The 23,395-nt window shown below is 51.5% G+C and carries 1 protein-coding gene (only partly in view); it reads left to right on the forward strand.

The genetic code is table 11. The annotated features are described in order from the left end of the window. Window positions 1–23,395, forward strand: partial view of a non-ribosomal peptide synthase/polyketide synthase gene (locus tag ACWGXJ_RS12530; RefSeq protein ID WP_452566869.1) — the 5' portion only. 18,902 nt of this gene lie beyond the right edge of the window; 23,395 of the gene's 42,297 nt are visible here — the first part of the coding sequence; the start codon lies at window positions 1–3; its stop codon lies beyond the right edge, outside the window.

The raw sequence follows: 23,395 nt of genomic DNA on the forward strand, positions 1-23,395 counted from the left end.
ATGACTCAGCACAATGTTCAATTGTTTGCATTAAGCCAACCACAGCAACGTATTTGGTACACGGAGCTTGTGTATCCCAATCGCAACACGTCCACGATTATTACCACTGTTAAAATCAAGGGAACAGTTCGAATAGATGCATTGCAGCAGGCAATGAACCGGGTGATTGCACAAAACGATTCTTTTCGTATCAAAATCACAGCTCGGGACGGCATCCCCTATCAATATGTGGAACCGTTTGCTGCTCAGAGCATAGAAACGCTTCAGGTTACCCCGGAGGAAGCTGAGCTATGGGTCAGCCATCATAACGCACAGCCGTTCCCCTTGTTGGATTCGCAGCTGTATCGGTTTGTTATTTTGCGGTTGGGGGCAGAAGACACCTGGTTTAGTTTCAAAATGCACCATATTATTTCGGACGGCGTAACCATGGAGCAGGCCATTAATGAAATTACGGGGCATTATATGAATATTGTGCATGGTACAGGTTCAGATGCGTTGGCTCCAGCGAATTCATATCTCGATTTTATTCAGGTGGAGCAAAGCTATGAGCAATCGGACCGCTATCAAAAGGACAAGACGTACTGGACGGAGAAATTTGCCAATTTGCCGGAGGTTACAGGTTTAAAATCATACAATCCGCTTACGGTGAGTACGGCTGCACGCCGGGAGAACTATACACTGGAGCACGAATTATATCGTGGTGTCACGGCTTTTTGCGAGGCGAATAACATCAGTATTTTTACATTTTTCCTGGCTGCTCTGTATATTTATTTGCATAAAATGACAGGGGAACAGGATTTAACCGTGGGTACATTGTATGCTAACCGTACGTTGAAGAAGGAAAAAAATACAATGGGCATGTTTGTCAGCACTGTGGCTACACGTCTGCGGGTTGAGCCGGAATCCGAGCTACTCACCTTCCTGCAAGGTGTTGGCAAGGAGCAGGCGTCCATTTTGCGGCATCAGCGTTATCCGTACAACAAAATCATGCAGGATTTGCGTGAACAGCAAAGCGGCACGGATATTCGCCGCCTGTTTGGCGTTACCATTCAATACCGTACACTGAGCTTCTCCCATTTTGATGAAGCCGTTCAGCAGGTGCATACCGATTTCTGCGGAGATACGGTGAGTGACTTCGATATTGCCATGATAGACATGCTGGATGACGATAAACTTGTATTGCAACTGGATTATCGGACCGAGTTGTTCAGCGAGCAGGAGATCGCCCGAATTATTCGCCAATTCCTGAGTGTGGTAGAGCATATGGTGAAAGGGCCACAGAAGCGGATTCAGGAGTTGTCACTGATGAGTGACGAAGAGCGGGCACAAATTATGGATGTATTTAATGCGACAGCAGTGCCCTATCCACACAATGTGGGGATTCATAAGCTATTCGAGGAACAGGCAGAACGTACACCGGGTCAGACAGCGGTTATGTTTGGAAATCAGTGTCTGACCTATCGGGAGCTGAATGAACGGGCGAATTCATTGGCACGAATGCTTCAAACACAAGGAGTAGGACCTGACAAACTGGTTGGTCTGATGGTGCAGCGCTCATTGGAAATGATCGTAGGTCTGCTGGCCGTTTTAAAAGCAGGTGGTGCATATGTGCCGATCGATCCCGAATTTCCGTCATCTCGTATTGAATACATGCTGGAAGACAGCAAGGCCGAAGTGCTTCTGACCAGTCGTGATCTGGCAGAAGAACATCATTACATCGCCAATACCATGTTTCTTGAGAATGCAGCATTGTATCAGGGAGAAAGCGGCAACCTAGAGGCGTTTGCCCGCCCAGAGCATCTGGCTTACGTCATCTATACCTCTGGTTCGACTGGAAATCCGAAAGGAGTTATGCTCCAGCATCGCTCGGTACTCAACTTTATTACCGGGATGCGTGAAATCATCGACTTTGAAGCGAACAAAACGATTTTGTCACTGACGACCATTTCATTCGATATTTTCGTATTGGAAACCATCCTGCCCCTGTTGAGTGGAATGACTGTTGTGCTTGGCGACCGCCAGCATCAGGTGAACCCTCAGGCGCTTGGTGAGTTGATTGCTCACCATCATATTGATATGTTGCAAATGACACCATCGCGGCTGCAAATGCTGATGGATCATGAATCAGGTTTCCGCGCGCTGCGAGACGTAAAGGAAATTATGGTCGGGGGTGAAGCCCTTCCGTCCAAGCTGCTCGCAGCACTGCAAGAAATAAACGGTCCCCGCATTTATAACATGTACGGACCTACAGAAACGACGGTGTGGTCGACCGTACAGGAACTAACTCATGCTCAAGACATTAATATCGGACGTCCCATCGCGAATACCCAAATCTATATCATGAATGCGAGTGGGGAATTGCAGCCAGTCGGTGTGCCGGGCGAGTTATGTATTGCAGGGGAAGGACTTGCCCGTGGATATTGGAATCGCGAAGAACTGACGGCCGAGAAATTTGTGGATAATCCGTTTGCCGGAGGCAAAGTCGGGTATGAACGTATGTACCGTACAGGCGATTTGGCGAGATGGACGCTGGACGGCAACATTGAATATTTGGGACGGATGGACCACCAGGTGAAAATCCGGGGCTACCGGATCGAACTGGGCGAGATTGAATCGCAGCTATTGCAGGTGGAATCGGTACGAGAAGCGGTCGTCGTGGCCCATACGGACGAAACGGGTCAAAAACAACTCGTGGCGTACTATGTGGCGAGTCAAGAACTCGGAGCCAGCGAACTGAGAAGTGAGCTGGGGCGGGATCTACCAAGCTATATGGTGCCGTCGTATTTCATTCAATTGGAGCAGATGCCGCTGACACCGAACGGTAAAATTGATCGTAAGTCCTTGCCAGCACCGGAAGGAAGCCTGCAAAGCGGAGCGAATTATGTAGAGCCACGCACTGCAACGGAACGGGCACTCGCAGCCGTCTGGCAGTCAGTCCTGGGCGTGCCAACCGTCGGAATGTTGGACAATTTCTTTGACCTGGGCGGCGATTCGATCAAGGCGATTCAAATCGTATCTCGTGCATTCCAGGCAGGCTACAAGCTGGACATGAAGGATCTGCTTCGGTATCCAACCGTTGCAGCATTGGCACCGCACATGCACGAGGCAAGTCATATGGCAGATCAGGGAGAAGTGAGTGGGGAAACAGCGTTGCTTCCGATCCAGCACGGGTTCTTTGAACAAGAGCAAGTGGATGCGCATCATTTTAATCAGGCGGTTATGCTGCACCGGGAGCAGGGCTTTGACGAAGCTGCTTTGCGTCAGGCGCTTATCAAGCTGACGGAGCACCACGATGCACTGCGGATGGTGTTCAGGAAGACCGAGCAAGGCTATCAAGCGTGGAACCGCGGAATACAGGAAGGCGAGCTGTATCATCTGGACGTGCTGGACTTTAGAGCTTTGACAGATAAATCCATGCTGAGCGCGACGATTGAGACGAAAGCAACTGAAATTCAAAACAACATAAACCTGTCCGAAGGACCGCTGGTAAATCTGGGTCTGTTCCGTTGCCCGGATGGAGACCATTTGTTGGTAGCGATCCACCATTTGGTGGTCGACGGCGTGTCTTGGCGTATTTTGCTGGAAGATTTGGCAACCGGCTATGAGCAATCTTTACGGGGCGAGTCTGTCCGTTTACCCAACAAAACGGATTCCTTCCGTCTGTGGGCAGACCAGCTATCCGCTTATGCGAGCAGTGGAGCGTTGGAGAACGAGCGTGCGTATTGGGAGCAGATTGAGCAAGCAGGGAAGAGTCAGGCATCCTTGCCTAAAGATTACACTCGTAAATCTCAGGCCAAGCCACAGCTTCGCGATGATCGGACACTGACAGTAGCGTGGACGGTAGAAGAAACGGAACAATTCTTGAAACAAGCTCATCGTGCCTACAATACGGAAGCGAACGACCTATTGCTGACAGCTCTGGGCAACGCAATTCAGGAGTGGGCAGGCATCCGTCAGGTGCTTGTAAATCTGGAGGGTCACGGACGGGAAGCTATTTTGCCGGATGTGGATATTACGCGTACGGTCGGTTGGTTTACCAGCCAATTCCCGGTTGTGCTCGATATGGGCGAGGATCGGAATGTGGGACGGCGTGTCAAGAGCGTCAAGGAAGGGCTGCGTCGTTTGCCGCATAAAGGAATTGGATACGGGATTTTGAGATATCTTGCTGACGGGGAAGGGGAAGCCCCTTTTATCACCGAGCCGGAAATCAGCTTTAACTATCTCGGACAATTCGATCAGGATTTAAAGAATAATGCCTTTCGCATGTCTCCTTATTCCATCGGAGCTTCCATTAGTGACACGTTAACCAAGCGGTATGCTCTGGATATCAACGGCATGATCACGGACGGTGCACTGGAACTGACGATCAGCTACAGCAGGAAAACATTCATGAAAAAATCAATTCAAAGACTGGCTGGTCTGCTTCAGGAGAGCTTGCGTGAGGTCTTGGCTCACTGTGTGGAAAAAGAGTTGCCAGAGCTGACGCCAAGCGACTTGTCCTTCCAAGGACTGACGGCTGGAGAGCTGGAACATATTGTAGAGCAGACGGCAGCTGCGGGTGAGCTGGAAAATGTTTATTCGCTCACACCCATGCAAAAAGGCATCCTGTTCCACGGCCTAATGGAGCCAAAATCCGGGGCGTACTTTGAGCAGGCGACATTTGATCTGCAAGGCAGCTTTCAAGTGGAGGCTTTTGCCGAAAGCTTAAATCAACTGGTGGATCGCCATCAAATATTCAGAACGAATTTTTATAGCGGCTGGAATGAGCAGCCTTTACAGGTGGTGTACCGTCATAAACATGCCGGGTTCCGTTTTGAAGATGTTCGTTCAATGGGACAAGGAGAGCAGGACGCATATATTGCTGGTTTTGCTGAGCATGACAAAGCCGAAGGGTTTGACTTTAGCTCAGGCGAGCTGATGCGGGTGTCCGTTTTGCGTACAGGCGAGGAGTCGTACCGTTTTGTGTGGAGCTTCCACCATATTTTGATGGACGGCTGGTGCTTGTTCCTAATTGTAGGAGAGGCATTTAATACGTACTTTGCCATCCTCGAAGACCGCAAGCCGGAGCTTGTCCCGGTAACGCCATACAGCGAATATATTGAATGGCTGGAGCGGCAGGACAAAGCAGAGGCTGAACGGTTCTGGAGTGATTATTTTGCTGGTTTCGAGCAGCAGACGGTATTGCCGCAGGCAAAACAGCTGGACGGTCACGCTAAAGAATATGAAGCGGACAAGCTTTCGTTTACACTGGACCGCGAAGTGACCAAGCAGATAAACAAGCTGGTCAAGCAGCAGCAGGTAACGGTCAATACACTGCTGCAAGCGGCGTGGGGCGTTGTGCTGCAACGGTATAACAACAGTCGGGATGTTGTATTTGGCAGTGTCGTATCCGGCAGATCAGCGGATATTCCAGGCATCGATACAATGGTTGGTTTGTTCATTAATACCGTTCCTGTACGGATTCACAGTGAGAAAGATATGACGTTTGCTGCGTTAATGAAGCAGATACAGGAGCAGGCACTGGCTTCCCGAGCCTATGAAACCTATCCGTTGTATGAAATTCAGGCCCTGACTGAGCAAAAGCAGGATCTGGTAAATCATATTATGGTGTTTGAAAACTATCCAGTGGAACAGCGTATGGAGCACATGGGCAGCCGTGACACGAACGGTTTTACGATTGCCAATGCTTCAATGTCAGAGCAAACGAACTATGATTTCAACATTACGGTTGTGCCGGGGGATGAAATTCATGTCCATTTGGAGTACAACGCGCGAGTATTGGAACGTACAGCTGTAGAGCAAATCCGCGAGCATTTGCTGCATATGATTGAAGAAGCGATTAACAGACCAGATGCGCTGGTAGATGAGCTGGAGCTAGTGACTGTTTCGGAAAAAGCGAAAATCATCGACGGTTTTGGATCAGTAGGCGTATCTGCATGGAGTGATGAAAAGCAATTAGAAGGGTTGTTCCACGCCTATGTGGAAGAACAAGCGCAGCTTGTACCGGATCACGTGGCAGTTGTATACGAGGAGCGGCAGCTTACATACCGTGAGCTGAACGAGCGTGGGAACCAACTTGCTCGTAGATTGCGGAATGAAGGCATTGGGCGCGAATCCATTGTTGGTATTTTGAGCGAGCGCTCGGTGGACATGCTGGTCGGCGTATTGGCAGTATGGAAAGCCGGCGGGGCATATGTACCGTTAGATGCGGATTATCCGTCCGAACGTATCCGCTTTATGCTGGAGGACAGCGGTGCGACGGTGCTGCTGACGCAAACCGGCTTGCAGGAGCGCGCGCAGGCATGGCTGGAGGAAAACCGACAGGCTTTGGCCGGAGGGCAGTCTGAGGGTGAGCTGGAAACGGCGGTTAGCATTGAAACGATGGAAAGAGACATCCTTAATGAGGGATTAAGCTTGAAATCAGATTCGTCATTTAATAGCGAAGCAGTATCCGAATCCGCAGCGAACTTGCGTCTGCACACCGTACTGGCGCTGGACGATGAGTCGCTGTACATCGGGGATGCCACGGATGTGGAACCTATCAATGAGCCGCAGGATCTGGCATATGTTATCTATACGTCCGGGACAACGGGACGCCCGAAAGGGGTCATGATCGAGCATCACAGTTTGGTAAACACAGCCGCGGCCTACCGCCGGGATTACCGTTTGAACCAGTTCCCGGTACGGTTGCTGCAACTGGCAAGTTTCTCCTTCGACGTGTTCGTCGGCGATATCGCGCGGGCGCTCTATAACGGTGGCACGATGGTCATCTGCCCGAAAGACGACCGGATTGACCCAAGCCGCCTGTACGGCTGGATTCACGACTATCAGATTACGGTGTTCGAATCCACACCGGCTTTAATCGTACCGTTCATGCAGCATGTACATGAACAGGGACTGGACATGAGCAGTCTGGAACTGCTGATCACCAGCTCGGACAGCTGCAGCGTGACGGATTATCGGGTGCTGCAAGAACGGTTTGGCGCGGATGTTCGTATTATGAACAGCTACGGCGTCACGGAAGCGGCGATTGACTCCAGCTTCTACGACGAAGAACTGTCGAAGCTGCCAAGTAGCGGCAATGTACCGATTGGTCAGGCGTGGCTGAACGCACGGTTTTACATCTTGGACAGCCAGTTGAATCCGGTGCCGATCGGCGTACTGGGCGAGCTGTGCATTGGCGGTGCCGGGGTGGCACGAGGCTACCTGAATCGTGCGGGCCTGACGGCCGAGAAGTTCGTGGCAAACCCGTACGTACCGGGTGAACGATTGTACCGCACAGGTGACTTGGCGCGGTGGATGCCGGACGGCAATGTGGACTTTATCGGCCGGATGGACTATCAGGTCAAAATCCGGGGATATCGGATCGAGCTAGGCGAGATTGAAACGGCGATCCAGCGGGTGCCGGGTGTGCGTCAAGCGGTAGTCATCGACCGGACGGATGAGCGTGGGCACAAGTACTTGTGCGGATACATTACGGGTGAAGACGAGCTGCGGATCGAGGAAGTACAGGCCAAGCTGGAAGCCGGACTGCCAGCACATATGGTACCTGCACGCTTGATGCGTCTGGAGGCGATCCCACTGACGAGCAACGGCAAAATCGACCGCAAGGCCTTACCGGAACCAGAAGGCAGCATCCTTACCGGTGCAGCCTATGTGGCACCGCGTACCACGGTAGAACAGGTTTTAGCTTCAGTATGGGCCGGGGTGCTGGGTGTCGAAACGGTAGGCACGCAGGATAACTTCTTTGAACTGGGCGGCGATTCGATTAAAGCGCTGCAAGTATCCTCCCGATTGCTGCAAGCAGGTTATCGACTGGACATGAAGGACCTCTTCAGCAATCCGACGGTAGCGTCACTCAGTCCTTTACTTCGTACAGATGGCAAGATGGCCAGTCAGGAAGAAGTCGTAGGCCAGGTGGAACTGACACCCATTCAGCGGTGGTTCTTCGAGCAGCAGCCGGTAGACCTGCACCACAGCAACCAGGCGATGATGCTGTATCGAGCTGGGCGCTTTGACATAGAAGCGCTGCGCCGTACGATGGAACGTATTGTCCAGCATCATGACGCATTGCGCACTGTATTCCGTGAGACGGAGCAGGGTTATGTCGCTTGGAACCGCAGTGTGGAGGAAGGCGAGCTATACACGCTGGACATTGTAGATTTTAGAGGAATAGAGGACGAATCTGCCGCTGTAGAAGCCAAGGCGAGTGAAATTCAAGCCGGCATTCATTTGAGCGAGGGTCCGCTTGTGAAGCTTGGTCTGTTCCACTGCGCTGAGGGCGATCATTTGCTAATCGTGATTCATCATTTGGTTGTGGACGGCGTATCGTGGCGTATTTTACTGGAGGATTTGGCATCCGGTTATGAGCAGGCCGTTGCAGGTCAAACAGGCACAGCTATTCGACTGCCGCATAAAACAGATTCTTTCCAGGTATGGGCCAAACAGCTGTCAGCCTACGCGAATCGTGCGACGATGGAGCGGGAGCTTGCCTACTGGCAGCATATCGAACAAGCAGAAGCCAGTCTCGCGAAGCCTTTGCCGAAGGATTTTGCCAATGACAATGCACGGCTCGGAGACAGTGAGGTTGTCACTGTGCGCTGGACGAAGCAGGAAACCGAGCAGTTGCTCAAACAAGCTCATCGCGCGTACAACACGGAAATGAATGACCTGTTGCTGGCTGCGCTCGGAAAAGCCGTCTATGACTGGTCTGGTTCTGAACGGGTGCTGGTTAACCTGGAGGGCCATGGACGGGAAGCTATTGTACCGGATGTGGATATTACGCGCACGGTCGGTTGGTTTACGAGCCAGTTCCCGGTTGTACTGGATGGAAGTCTGGGACAAGGAGGAAATACGGCTCGTCTGATCAAACGGATTAAGGAAGGGCTGCGTCATATTCCGCAAAAAGGCATCGGTTATGGTATTTTGCGATACCTGTCAGATATGAATGTGCTGGAAAAAGCAGGCGTGCAGTTACAGGCGCAGCCTGAGATCAGTTTTAACTATTTAGGCCAATTCGATCAGGATTATAAAGGCAACGATCTGGAGCCTTCCTCCTATTCCATCGGTGTACCAGTTAGCACGAACGCGGCTATGGATTTTGCACTAGATATCAATGGATTAATCGAGGATGGGGAGCTGATGTTCACGATTCGCTACGGCACAACGCAGTTCCGTCATGACACGATTGCACGGCTGGGAGAGCTGCTAGCATCCGGCTTGCGTGAAGTCATTCATCATTGTGTAGCCCAAAAGAGAACGGTGTTGACCCCAAGTGATGTCTTGTTAAAACATGTAACGCTGGACGAGCTGGAGCAATTGGTGAAAGATACACAAGATATGGGTGAACTAGAAAATGTGTATGCTTTGACGCCGATGCAAAAGGGTATGCTCTTCTTCAGTCTAATGGATGAGAGTTCGGCAGCTTACTTTGAGCAGGCCACCTTTGAATTGAATGGACGGTTTGATGTGGTTACTTTCGGTAAGAGCTTTGATCTGCTCGTACAGCGTCATGAGGCATTGCGGACGAACTTTATCAACTCCTGGAAGGATGAGCCTGTACAGGTCGTCTTCCGTAATCGTAGCGGGCAATTATATTATGAAGACTTGCGCGGACTAGAAAAAGAGGAACGAGAAGCTCGTGTTGAAGCTTTTGTCATCGAGGATAAAGCGAAAGGATTCAATCTCACAGAGGATGCACTCATTCGTATTTCGATCCTGCAAACCGGGGATGAAACGTACCACTTTGTTTGGAGCTTCCATCATATTTTGATGGATGGCTGGTGCCTTTCCTTTATGACACAGGAGGTATTCGGCAGCTATCTGGCACTGCGTGCGGGTCATGAGCCAGCGCTGGAGCCTGTCACGCCGTTCAGTCGATTTATTGAATGGCTGGAACGTCAGGACCGTGAGGCAGCTTTGCAATACTGGCGTGGGTATCTGGCGGACTACGAGCAGCAAATTACGCTCCCGCAGCAAAAAATACAGCCTAAATCGATGCACACCGGGGAATATGTTGCTGAAGATCTGGATTGCGAATTCCAGCCGGAGCTGGTTGCCCAGATCGAACAAGTGGCGAAGCAAAATCAGGTGACGATCAATACGCTGATTCAGACGGTATGGGGCGTCTTGTTGCAAAAATATAATAACAGTTCGGATGTTGTGTTCGGCAGCGTTGTGTCCGGTCGCCCAGGGGATATTCCAGGTGTGGAGCACATGATTGGGCTATTCATTAACACGATTCCAGTGCGCGTGCAGTCTGAACAAGGTGAAACCTTTGTCGAGCTGATGAAACGAACACAGCGGCAGGCGCTGGCTTCCAATGCCTACGATGCGTTCCCGCTGTATGAAATTCAAGCACTGACCGAGCAGAAACAGGATTTAATCAATCATATTATGATATTTGAAAATTATCCGGTGGAGCAGCAGGTAGAGCAGTTGGGCAGTGATGGACAGGATAAATTTACGATTTCGAACGTGGTGTCTACAGAGGAAACCAACTATGATCTGAACGTCGTCGTTATGCCGGGTGAAGGCATCAAGATTCGTTTTATGTATAACACGCTCAGCTTTGATCAAGCAGGTATTGAGCGTCTGTATGGGCATTTTGCACGCCTGCTGGAGCAAATTTCGCTCAATCCGCATGTTCGTGTTGAAGAACTGGAACTACTCACAGCGGCGGAAAAGCAGCAGATTACAGCGGCATTTAATGATACCGCTTGTGCTTTTCCGTCTCATCAGACGATCCATCAGCTGTTCGAGGAGCAGGTAGAATATACGCCAGATCAGGTGGCATTGGTATTTGGACATCAGAGTCTGACTTATCGGGAACTGAATGAACGGGCAAATTCATTGGCCCGAATGCTTCAAGCACAAGGAGTAGGACCTGACAAACTGGTCGGTCTGATGGTACAGCGTTCAGTGGAAATGATCGTAGGTCTCCTGGCTGTTCTAAAAGCAGGTGGTGCTTATGTGCCGATTGATCCCGAATTTCCGTCCTCTCGTATTGCCTACATGCTGGAAGATAGCGAGGCCACAGTGCTTCTGACCAGTCGTGATCTGTTGGAAGAGCATCATTGCCATGCCAATGCCATATTTCTTGAGGATGCAGCCTTGTATCAGGGAGAGAGCAGCAATCTGGAGGCGATTGCCCGCCCAGAGCATTTGGCTTATGTCATCTATACGTCTGGTTCGACTGGAAATCCGAAAGGAGTTATGCTCCAGCATCGCTCGGTCCTCAACTTTATTACCGGGATGCGTGAAGTCATTGACTTTGAAGCGAGCCAAACCATTTTGTCACTGACGACTATTTCATTTGATATTTTCGTCTTGGAAACCATCTTGCCCTTGTTGGGTGGAATGACGGTGGTGCTTGGCGACAGCCAGCATCAGGTGAATCCGCAGGCGCTGGGTGAATTGATTGCACATCATCATATTGAGATGTTGCAAATGACCCCATCCCGGTTACAAATGCTGCTGGGTCATGAAGCAGGTTCCCGCACACTGCAAAGCGTGAAGGCCATTATGGTCGGGGGCGAAGCCCTTCCGTCCAAGCTGCTCGCAGCACTGCAAGAAATAAAAGGTCCTCGCATTTATAACATGTACGGACCTACAGAAACGACGGTGTGGTCGACCGTGCAGGAACTGACCCATGCGGAGCACATTAATATTGGACGTCCTATTGCGAATACCCAAATCTATATCATGAATGCGAATGGAGAATTGCAGCCCGTCGGCGTACCGGGTGAGTTATGTATTGCAGGGGAAGGATTGGCCCGTGGGTATTGGAAACGTGAAGAACTGACGGCCGAGAAATTTGTGAATAATCCGTTTGCTGATGACAAGTCAGACCATGAGCGGATGTATCGTACAGGCGATTTGGCAAGATGGATGCCGGACGGCAACATTGAATATTTGGGTCGGATGGACCATCAGGTGAAAATCAGAGGTTACCGGATCGAACTGGGCGAGATCGAATCGCAGCTGCTGCAGGTGGAATCGGTACAAGAAGCGGTCATTATGGCACGTACGGACGAAACGGGCCAAACACAGCTCGTGGCGTACTACGTGGCGAGTCAAGAGCTTGGAGCGGGTGAACTGAGACAGGAGCTGGGACAAGAGCTGCCAAGCTATATGGTGCCGTCGTATTTCATCTGGTTGGAGCAGATGCCGCTGACACCGAACGGTAAAATCGACCGCAAGTCCCTGCCAGCACCAGAAGGCGGTTTGCACAGCGGAGCGGATTATGCAGCGCCACGTACTGTAACAGAACGAACACTCGTAGCGATCTGGCAGTCCGTCCTGGGCGTGCCAACCGTCGGTATTTTAGACAATTTCTTTGACCTGGGCGGCGATTCGATCAAGGCGATTCAAATCGTGTCCCGTGCGTTCCAGGCAGGCTACAAGCTGGACATGAAGGATTTGTTCCGCTATCCCATCGTCGCAACGCTGGCACCGCATATGCACGAGGTCAGTCGTATGGCAGATCAGGGAGAAGTGAGCGGAGAAACGGCGTTGCTTCCGATCCAGCATGGGTTCTTTGCGCAGGCCCAAGTGGATGCGCATCACTTTAATCAGGCCGTTATCCTGCACCGGGAGCAGGGCTTTGACGAAGCTGCTCTGCGTCAGGCGCTTGGCAAACTAGCAGAGCACCATGATGCTCTGCGGATGGTGTTCAGCAAGACCGAGCAAGGCTATAAAGCATGGAACCGCGGAATACAGGAAGGTGAGCTGTATCATCTGGACGTGCTGGACTTTAGGGATTTGACGGATGAAGCCATGCTCAGCGCGGCAATTGAGGCGAAAGCCAATAAAATTCAAAGCAGTATCCAACTGCAAGAAGGACCGCTGTTAAAGGCGGGTTTGTTCCACTGTGCAGATGGGGACCATCTCCTGATGGCGATTCACCATTTGGTCGTGGACGGGTTATCCTGGCGTATCTTGTTTGAGGATTTGGCTACTGCCTATGAACAGGCCGTTCATCAGGAAGTGCTTCAGCTGCCGGACAAAACGGATTCATTCCGTTCCTGGTCACAAAAACTTTCCACCTATGCGAATAGCACAGCCATGGACAGTGAACACGCCTATTGGGAGCAATGGAACGCAGCTGCTTGGGCTGACCAAGTACGTTTGCCTGAGGATCAAGCGCAGGCTGAGCCCTTTACCTTGGCTGACACGGATACAGTGGTCGTCCAGCTTACGGAGGAAGAGACATCAAAATTATTGAAACAAGCACACCGCGCATATAACACGGAAGTGAACGATCTGCTTCTGACGGCATTGGGCATGATGCTGTACACGTGGACGGGTCATGAACGCAGCCTGATTAGTTTAGAGGGACACGGACGTGAAAACATTTTGCCGGATACGGACATTTCTCGTACGGTAGGCTGGTTTACCAGTCCATATCCGGTATTGCTGGACATCGGTTGTGATCCCGCTTTGTCAGAACGCATCAAACAGGTCAAAGAGAGCCTGCGCCTTATTCCGAATAAAGGAATGGGCTACGGAATCTGGAGATATTTGAGTGAATCCGGCCAAGCCGTTGGTCAGCAAGCAGGTGTGCTGAACCTTGGTCAATATCAAGCTTTTGCCGAGCCACAAGTAAGCTTTAACTATCTCGGACAGCTGGATCAGGACTTGCACAACAGCGCTATGCGTAGGTCTCCTTACTCAATTGGATCGATCGCTAGTGACCGGACGAAGATGAAATATGCTCTCGATGTGAGCGGAATCGTAACGAACGGCATCCTGGAACTCGACATTCGGTATAACGGCAAAGCCTTCCGTAAGGACACCGTCCACATGCTAGCCAATCTGCTGAAATCCAATCTGCTTGAAATGATCGAGCATTGTGTCACACGGGAGCGGACCGAATTGACTCCAAGTGATGTGCTGTTTAAAGGTCTGACCCTGGAGCAATTAGATACGATTAAGGAGCAGACCAAGACGGTTGGGGAATTGGAAAATGTGTACCCCTTGACCCCTATGCAAAAGGGTATGCTGTTCCATAGTTTGATGAATGCAGAAACAGGCGTGTATTTTGAACAGGCGACCTTTGATCTGGAGGGGTACTTTGAACCATCCCTATTCGAGGAAAGTCTGAAGCTGCTGGTTAGCCGGCATGCTATATTACGGACGAATTTCTATAGTGGCTGGTATGGTCAACCGTTGCAGATTGTCTATCGTCATAAAAATCCGAGCTTCTTTTATGAGGATGTCAGAGGGCGCGAACACGCTGTAGCTGAATTTGTGGCCCAGGATAAAGCTCGAGGCTTTGATCTAAGCAAGGATGCGCTTATGCGAGTATCTGTCTTCCGCACGGGTGAAAGCTCATACCGTTTTGTATGGAGCTTCCATCATATTGTGATGGACGGATGGTGCCTGTCCCTGATGACGGACGAAGTGTTTGGTGCATATGTTGCCCTGCTGGAGCACAAGCAGCCAGAGCTGGCACCTGTCAAGCCGTATAGTGATTATATCGAATGGCTGGAACAACAGGATGCGCAGGAAGCAACCCGTTATTGGAGTGACTATTTGGCAGGTTTTGAGCAGCAAACCTTGTTGCCTGGTGAGAACGCACAAGCTTCTGTCGTCGCACGGGATGAAGAACCAGACGGAAGCGATGAAAGTTCAAATGCCGGCTATGTTTCGGAAAAGCTGCCCTTTATGTTGGGTAAAGAACGGACTGCAGCATTAAACCAAATGGCCAAGCAACAACATGTCACGATTAACACACTGCTGCAAAGTGTGTGGGGTGTTATTTTACAGCAATACAATAATAATCAGGATGTTGTGTTTGGTGGTGTGGTATCCGGTCGTCCGGCAGACCTTCCAGGCGTGGAGAACATGATTGGATTGTTTATCAATACCATACCGGTGCGGATTCAAAGTGAACGGAATGCTACATTTGCTGAAGTATTGCAGCGTACGCAGGAGCAGGCTTTGGCTTCCAGTATGTATGACACGTTCCCGTTGTACGATATTCAGGCACTGACTGAACAAAAACAAGACCTGATTCATCACATTATGGTCTTTGAAAACTACCCGATCGGGCAACAGATGAAGCAGATGGGCGGTTCCGGCGAGACAAAGGCACAAACAGGCTTCTCGATTGCCAATGTGGCACTTGCCGAGCAAACCAACTACGATTTTAACCTGATTGTCGTGCCGGATGAGGATATCTCTATCCTGCTTGAATACAATGCTCTCGTGTATAGCCGGTCTGCCATGCAGCGTATCCGGGGTCATATTGACCATGTCATCGGACAAATTGTGGACAATCCGAATATCCGAGTGAATGAGCTGGAATTGGTAACACCGGAAGAACAGGCACAGCTCGTTCAGGTCTGGGGGGATACGGCGGCAGCCTATCCGCAGGATCAAACGCTAAGTGCACTGTTCGAGCAGCAGGCAGCGAACACACCGGATCAGGTGGCAGTGTTGTGCGGAGCGGAATCGTTGACCTACGCTGAGTTGAATGAGCGAGCGAACCGTTTGGCCCGGACGCTGCGTGCGGAAGGTGTTCAGCCGGATCAGCCGGTAGGCATTCTGGTTCAGCGTTCGCTGGACATGATCGTAGGCATTTATGCGATCCTCAAGGCAGGCGGAGCTTATGTACCCATCGATCCAGAATATCCGGCGGACCGCATCCGCTTTATGCTGGAGGATTCGGGTGCGAAGCTGGTGCTGACGCAATCGCATTTGGCGGAGCAAGCATGGCTGAGTTTCGACGGCCAGGTGCTGGTGCTGGATCGCGAGGACATTTACCACGAAGACGGCTCGAATTTGGAGCCACTGGCCGGACCGCACCATGTAGCCTATGTCATCTATACCTCCGGCTCCACCGGGAAACCGAAGGGCGTGATGGTGGAGCACCATTCCGTGCTGAACCGGATTTTGTGGATGCATGATCGGTACGGCTTGAGTGCGGAAGATACGATTTTGCAAAAGACCGCCTTCACGTTCGACGTGTCGGTGTGGGAGCTGTTCTGGTGGTCGCTGGTTGGCTCGAAGGTGAGCTTGTTGCCCGTGGGCGGGGAAAAGAACCCGGAAGACATCGTCGATACGATTGCCCGCGATGGCGTGAGCACAATGCACTTTGTTCCCGCTATGCTGCATGCGTTCCTGGAATACGTGGAGCAGCAGCCACGAGAAGTGATGCAAGCGAAGCTGATCACGCTGCGCCATGTCTTTGCCAGTGGTGAAGCGTTGCCGCCACAGCATGTGGCCCGGTTCCAACGGCTTGTGTCAAGCCTGGCCGGAGCGAAGCTGATCAACCTGTATGGACCAACCGAAGCGACGGTGGACGTATCGTACTTCGATTGCGAGCCTAATGAAACCTATTCGGTCATTCCAATCGGAAAACCGATCCAAAATATTCGTCTGTACATCGTGAAGGAAGGTACGGAGCAATTGCAGCCGATCGGGGTTGCAGGAGAACTGTGCATCGGCGGTGTCGGCGTAGCCCGCGGCTATCTGAACCGTCCAGAGCTGACGGCCGAGAAATTTGTGAAAGACCCGTTTGCTGGCGGGGCAGCAGGCTATGAACGGATGTACCGCACAGGCGATTTGGCGAGATGGATGCCGGACGGCAACATTGAATATCTGGGCCGGATCGACCATCAGGTGAAAATCCGGGGGTACCGGATTGAGCTGGGCGAGGTCGAATCGCAGCTGCTCCAAGTGGAATCGGTACGAGAAGCGGTCGTCGTGGCTCGTGCAGACGAAACGGGCCAAAAACAAATGGTGGCCTACTATGTCGCCGGACAAGAGCTCGGCGCCAGCGAGCTGAGAAGTGAGCTGGGCCGGGAGCTGCCAAGCTACATGGTACCATCGTACTTTGTACAGCTGGAGCAGATGCCGCTGAGTCCAAATGGCAAAATTGACCGCAAGGCCCTACCAGCACCAGAAGGCAGCCTACAAACCGGAACGGATTATGCAGAGCCGCGTACTGCTCAAGAACGCGCTCTAGTAGCGGTCTGGCAGTCGGTACTGGGACTGCAGACTGTCGGTATTTTGGACAATTTCTTCGATCTGGGCGGCGATTCGATCAAGGCGATCCAAATCGCATCCCGTGCGTTCCAGGCTGGCTATAAGCTGGACATGAAGGATTTGTTCCAGTATCCAACGGTTGCAGCACTGGCACCGCATATGCATGAGGTCAGTCGTATGGCAGATCAAGGAGAAGTGAGCGGGGAAACCGCTTTGCTTCCGATCCAGCATTGGTTCTTTGCGCAGGAGCGCGAACGTCCGCAGCACTTTAATCAGGCAGTTATGCTCTATCGTGCCGAGGGCTTTGATGAGACGGCAGTTTGCCAAGTCATGGATCATATTGTGAAGCATCATGATGCGCTTCGTACGGTTTTCCATCAGGATTCCTCTGGTTATATGGCTTGGACACGTAGCGTAGATGAAGGCGCGTTGTATACGCTGGAAACCGTGGACTACCGTGAACAAGCATCCTATGCGGAAGCGCTGGAAGCGAAGGCAAATGAAATTCAAAGCAGCATCCACCTGTCCGAAGGACCTCTGGTCAAGCTGGGATTGTTCCGCACAGCCGAGGGCGATCATTTGCTCATAGCCATTCACCATTTGGTGGTGGACGGGGTGTCGTGGCGAATTCTGTTTGAAGATTTCTCGACAGGCTACGAGCAGGCGATCAAGGGCGAGCCTGTACGATTGCCCTATAAAACGGATTCCTTCCAAACATGGGCACGGGAGTTGTCGTCTTACGCCAACCGTCCAGAGGCTGCATCGGATGAAGCCTACTGGCAGCAGCTGGAACAGGCCAAAGCGAAAGCGGCAGCGCTGCCTAAGGATTTCGCCTACGAAGGCTCCTTGAATGCAGACAGCGAAGTGCTGACGGTGGAGTGGACCGAGGCTGAAACCCAGCAACTGCTAAAGCAGGCCCATCGCGCTTATAACACCGAGGTCAATGATTTGCTATTGACCGCGTTAGGATTGGCGATGCACAACTGGACAGGCGCCGGACAGGTGCTGGTGAATCTGGAGGGACATGGCCGGGAAGCGATCCTGCCAGAGGTGGATATTACACGTACGGTAGGCTGGTTTACGAGCTTGTATCCGGTGCTGCTGAAGACAGGCAAGGAAATGGCACTGGCCCAGCGGATTAAAGAAACGAAGGAAGGTCTGCGCCGCATTCCGCATAAAGGGCTGACCTATGGCACATGGCGCTACTTATCTCCTGCGTCTGCATCAGGTGAAGCGCATGCGATTGGAGCAGAACCGGAAATCAGCTTTAACTACTTGGGGCAGGTCGATCAGGATGTGCAAAACAGTGGAATCACATGGTCATCCTATAGTGCAGGGGAGACAGAGGATGCACATTCACCGCTGCAATATACGCTGGATTTGAACGCGATGATCTCGGAAGGCACGCTGCGCTTGACGATTGCTTACAGCCGTAAGCAGTATCGCCAAGAAACGCTGGAACGTGTGGCGGGATTACTGCAATCCGCTTTGCAAGAGGTGATTGCGCACTGTGTCGCTCAGGAACAGCCAGAGCTGACGCCGAGTGATGTGTCCTTCAAAGGTCTGACGACTAGAGAACTGGAACAAATTGCGGAACAGGCGGCACATACCGATGAGCTGGAAAATGTATACGCACTGACGCCGATGCAAAAGGGCATGCTCTTTTACAATCTGATGGATTCGCAATCAGGAGCTTACTTTGAACAGGCCTCCTTTGATCTGCAAGGACATTTTAATGTCGATGCGTTTGCGGCAAGTTTGGATGTATTGGTGCAGCGGCATACGGTACTACGCACGAACTTCTACAGCGGCTGGAAAGATGAACCGCTGCAGGTCGTGTATCGGAATAAGCGCAGTGAATTATATGTTGAAGACCTGCGGGATATGGAGCAAGAGCGGCAAAACGAATACATCTTCGAATATACGCGCAAAGACAAGCAAAGAGGCTTTAATCTGGCGCAAGATGCTTTGATGCGTGTGGCCGTTTTGCGCACAGGTGAGGAGGCGTACCGTTTTGTATGGAGCTTCCATCATATCGTGATGGACGGCTGGTGCTTGTCGCTGGTGACAGGCGAAGTGTTTGCGAGTTATTTTGCGATACTGGCTCATAAACAACCTGAACTGGCCCCTGTCACGCCGTACAGTCAATATATCGAATGGCTGGAACAGCAGGATCGTCAGGCTGCATCCGGTTACTGGAGCAAGGTTCTGGAAGGATATGAGGAACAGTCCCGCCTGCCACAGGCTAAAATTCAGGGCAAAACGGAATATCAGGCGAAGCGTCTGGATTTTGACTTGGGCGCGGATCTAACGGCTGGCATTCAGCGCATAGCCAAGCGTTATCAGGTAACGATCAATACGTTGATGCAGACCGTTTGGGGCCTTTTGCTGCAAAAATATAATGGTACAGATGATGTGGTGTTTGGCAGCGTGGTATCTGGACGTCCGGCAGACATTCCGAATGTGGAGCACATCATTGGTCTGTTTATCAATACCATTCCTGTACGCATCCGCAGTCAAGTGGACAGCTTATTCTCAGACGTGATGAAGCAAACCCAAGAGCAATCGATTGCTTCCCATGCCTATGATACGTATCCGTTGTATGAAATTCAGGGGCTGTCGGAGCTTAAGCAGGATTTGATCAATCATATTCTTATTTTTGAGAACTATCCGGTAGAGGAACAATTGGAGCAATTAGGCAACGGTAATGAGTCCAGCTTCAGTATCACCGGAGCCGAGTCTGTCGAGCAGACCAACTATGACTTTAACCTGGTGGTGCTGCCGGGGAACACCATTCATATGAGCTTTGGGTATAATGCGCTGGCCTTTGAACGGGAAAGTGTAGAGCAAATTCGAGGTCATCTAGTGCAGCTGCTGGAGCAGGTGACAGCGAAGCCGGACATTCGCGTACATGAGCTCGATATGGTAACCACGCAGGAGCGTGAGCAAATTCTCAGCGTATGGGGAGATACGGCGACCGAGTATCCAAGCGAGCAAACGATCCATGGCTTGTTCGAGGCGCAAACCGCGCGGACGCCGGAGCAGACAGCCTTGTTCTTCGAAGGAGAGCAGTTGACCTATCGTGAGCTGAATGCACGCGCCAATCGATTAGCTCGTACCTTGCGCAGTCAAGGCGTGACGAAAGATCGTCTGGTGGGTCTGATGACCGAGCGTTCGGTGGACATGATCGTGGGCATCTTCGGAATTTTGAAGGCCGGGGGTGCATATGTCCCTATTGATCCGACGTATCCAGAGGAGCGTATCCGCTACATGCTGGACGACTCAGGAGCGAAGCTGCTGTTGACGCAAAGCCATCTGGTAGACAAAGCCGCTATCGACGGTCACGTGCTGGTGCTGGATGGGGAGCAAACGGTGTACCACGAGGATGGTTCCAATCTGGAACCGTGGTCCGGTCCGAACGATCTAGCCTATGTGATTTATACGTCAGGGACCACGGGGCAGCCGAAGGGCGTGATGCTGGAGCATCACGGGCTGTGCAATCTGAAAACGTATTTTGATCAGACACTCAAGATCCGTACGTCGGATCATGCGTTGCTGTTCGCCAGCTATTCGTTCGATGCGGCTTGCTGGGAAATCTTCCAGGCACTGTTCTGTGGAGCCACACTGTATGTACCAACGTCAGAGACGATTTTGAACTACGAGCGGTTTGAGCAATATATGGCGGATCATCACATCACGGTGGCCGCTTTGCCGCCGACCTATGCGGTGTATCTGGATCCGCAGCGGATGCCAAACCTGCGTATTTTGTTTACAGCGGGTTCAGCATCTTCAACCGAGCTGGTATACAAGTGGAAGGATCAAGTGGCGTACTACAACGGCTACGGTCCCACCGAAAACTCGGTGGCGACGTCGATCTGGTCCGTATCCGAGGATGAGAGAGCCGGACAACTGATTTCCATCGGACGCCCTGTGCCGAATCATCAGGTATACATGATGGATGTGCATGGACATTTGGCTCCGGTAGGTGTCGCGGGTGAGCTATGCGTGTCCGGTCCGGGTCTGGCTCGGGGTTATCTGGATCGTCCAGAGCTGACGGCTGAGAAATTTGTATCGAACCCGTTTGCGGCTGGCGAAGCCGGCTACGAACGGATGTACCGTACGGGTGACTTGGCGAGATGGATGCCGGACGGCAACATCGAATATTTGGGCCGGATCGACCATCAGGTGAAAATCCGGGGCTACCGGATCGAGCTGGGTGAGGTCGAGGCACAAATTTTGAAAGTGGAAGACGTACAAGAGGTCATCGTACTGGCCCAGGCGGACGAGCAGGGGCAAAACCAACTGGTGGCGTACTATGTCGCTGAAAGAGACGTAAGCGCTGGTGAGCTACGCAGCTTACTGGGCGAGGAGCTACCAAACTACATGGTGCCTTCGTATTTCATCCAGCTGGAGCAAATGCCACTGACGCCGAACGGTAAAATCGACCGCAAGGCCCTGCCGGCACCAGAAGGCAGTCTGCAAAGCGGAGCGGATTATGTAGAGCCGCACACAGCGCTGGAGCAGACTTTGGTTTCGATTTGGCAGGCTGTATTAGGAGCGAAGAGAGTCGGAATTTTGGATAATTTCTTTGATCTGGGCGGCGATTCGATCAAGGCAATCCAGGTATCCTCCCGTTTGCTGCAAGCGGGCTACAAGCTGGACATGAAGGATTTGTTCCAATCTCCTTCCATCTCGCTGCTGAGCGGTCATGTACACAAGGTCAGCCGTACAGCCGATCAGCGTGTGGTTTCGGGAAGCGTCAAGCTGACTCCGATTCAACAATGGTTCTTTGGACAATCCTCAGCAGAGCCGCATTATTTCAACCAGTCGGTGATGCTGTATAGGGCGCAAGGCTTCGATGTAGACGCATTGCATCAAACGGTGACCAAAGTGACTGAGCATCATGATGCTTTGCGTATGGTCTTCCGTCAGACCGAACAGGGCTATGAAGCGTGGAATCGCGGTTTGAACGAAGGCGAGCTGTATCGTCTGGACGTTGTTGATCTGACGGATGTGCAAAACATTACAGATGTTGCATCAGCCATTGAAATGAAAGCCAATGCCATCCAAAGTTCCATTCGTCTGGACGAAGGACCGCTGGTGAAGCTGGGACTTTTCCGCTGCATGGATGGGGATCATCTACTGATTGCCATTCACCATTTGGTCGTAGACGGGATTTCATGGCGGATTGTGTTTGAGGATTTTGCCACGGGATATGAGCAGGCCGTGCGGGGAGAAGCGATTCGCCTGCCTTATAAAACGGACGCTTTCTCCGCTTGGGCAGAGCGCTTATCACAATATGCGAATAGTCCGACCATCGAAAATGAACGTGAATATTGGCAGCATCTCGCTCAAATGGAAGTCGCATCGTTGCCTAAGGATCAAGAGAGAGCGGAGGGACAACATTCTCTAATCAGAGACACTGCGACGGTGAGCGTAGCTTGGAGTGAACAGGAAACACGACTGCTGCTTCAGGAAGCACACCGTGCGTACCACACCGAGGTCAATGATCTGTTGTTAACCGCACTCGGCACAGCGGTATATAACTGGAGCGGTCAGGAGCGTGTGCTGGTCAATCTGGAGGGACATGGCCGGGAAGCCATTGTTCCAGATATCGACATCACCCGTACCGTGGGCTGGTTTACGAGCCAATATCCGGTGCTGCTGGATGTGGACGGAAAGGCAGCAGTCGGACAGCGAATCAAGCGGGTGAAGGAAGACCTGCGTCATGTACCGCATAAGGGCATTGGCTACGGCATTTTGAAATATATGTCTCAGCATGATGCCCATCCTTCCTGGACCTTGCAGCCTGAAATTAGCTTTAACTATTTAGGACAATTTGATCAGGACTTGGAAAATGGGGATATCACGCTGTCTTCACATCCAGGTGGAGAGCCGATGAGTGACCATACCGTTCTGGAGCATCCGCTGAATGTGAACGGAATGATTACAGCGGGCGCGCTGACACTGGAAATTCGCTATGACAGTAAGGTATATCATCAGCAAAATGTAGAAAAATTTGCGCAGTTGCTGCAGGAAAGCTTGCAGGAAGTGATCGTTCATTGTGCCTCCAAAGAGCGGAGTGAGCTAACACCAAGTGATGTATTGTTCAAAGGCTTGACGCTTAGGCAGCTGGAACAATTGACAGAGCAAACAGCTTCTGTGGGCGAGCTGGAAAATGTGTATGCTCTTTCGCCTATGCAGAAGGGGATGCTGTTCCATAATCTGATGGAGCCGGACTCAGGCGCCTACTTCCAGCAAGCGTCGTTTGATCAAAAAGGCAGCTTTGATGTTGAAATTTTCCGCAAGAGTCTGGATGTACTGACACAGCGTCATGAAGCGCTGCGAACGAATTTCCATATGTTTGAGACAGGACACAGTCAGGAGCCATTGCAGATCGTGT

This window comes from Paenibacillus sp. S33 (genome assembly GCF_053615415.1).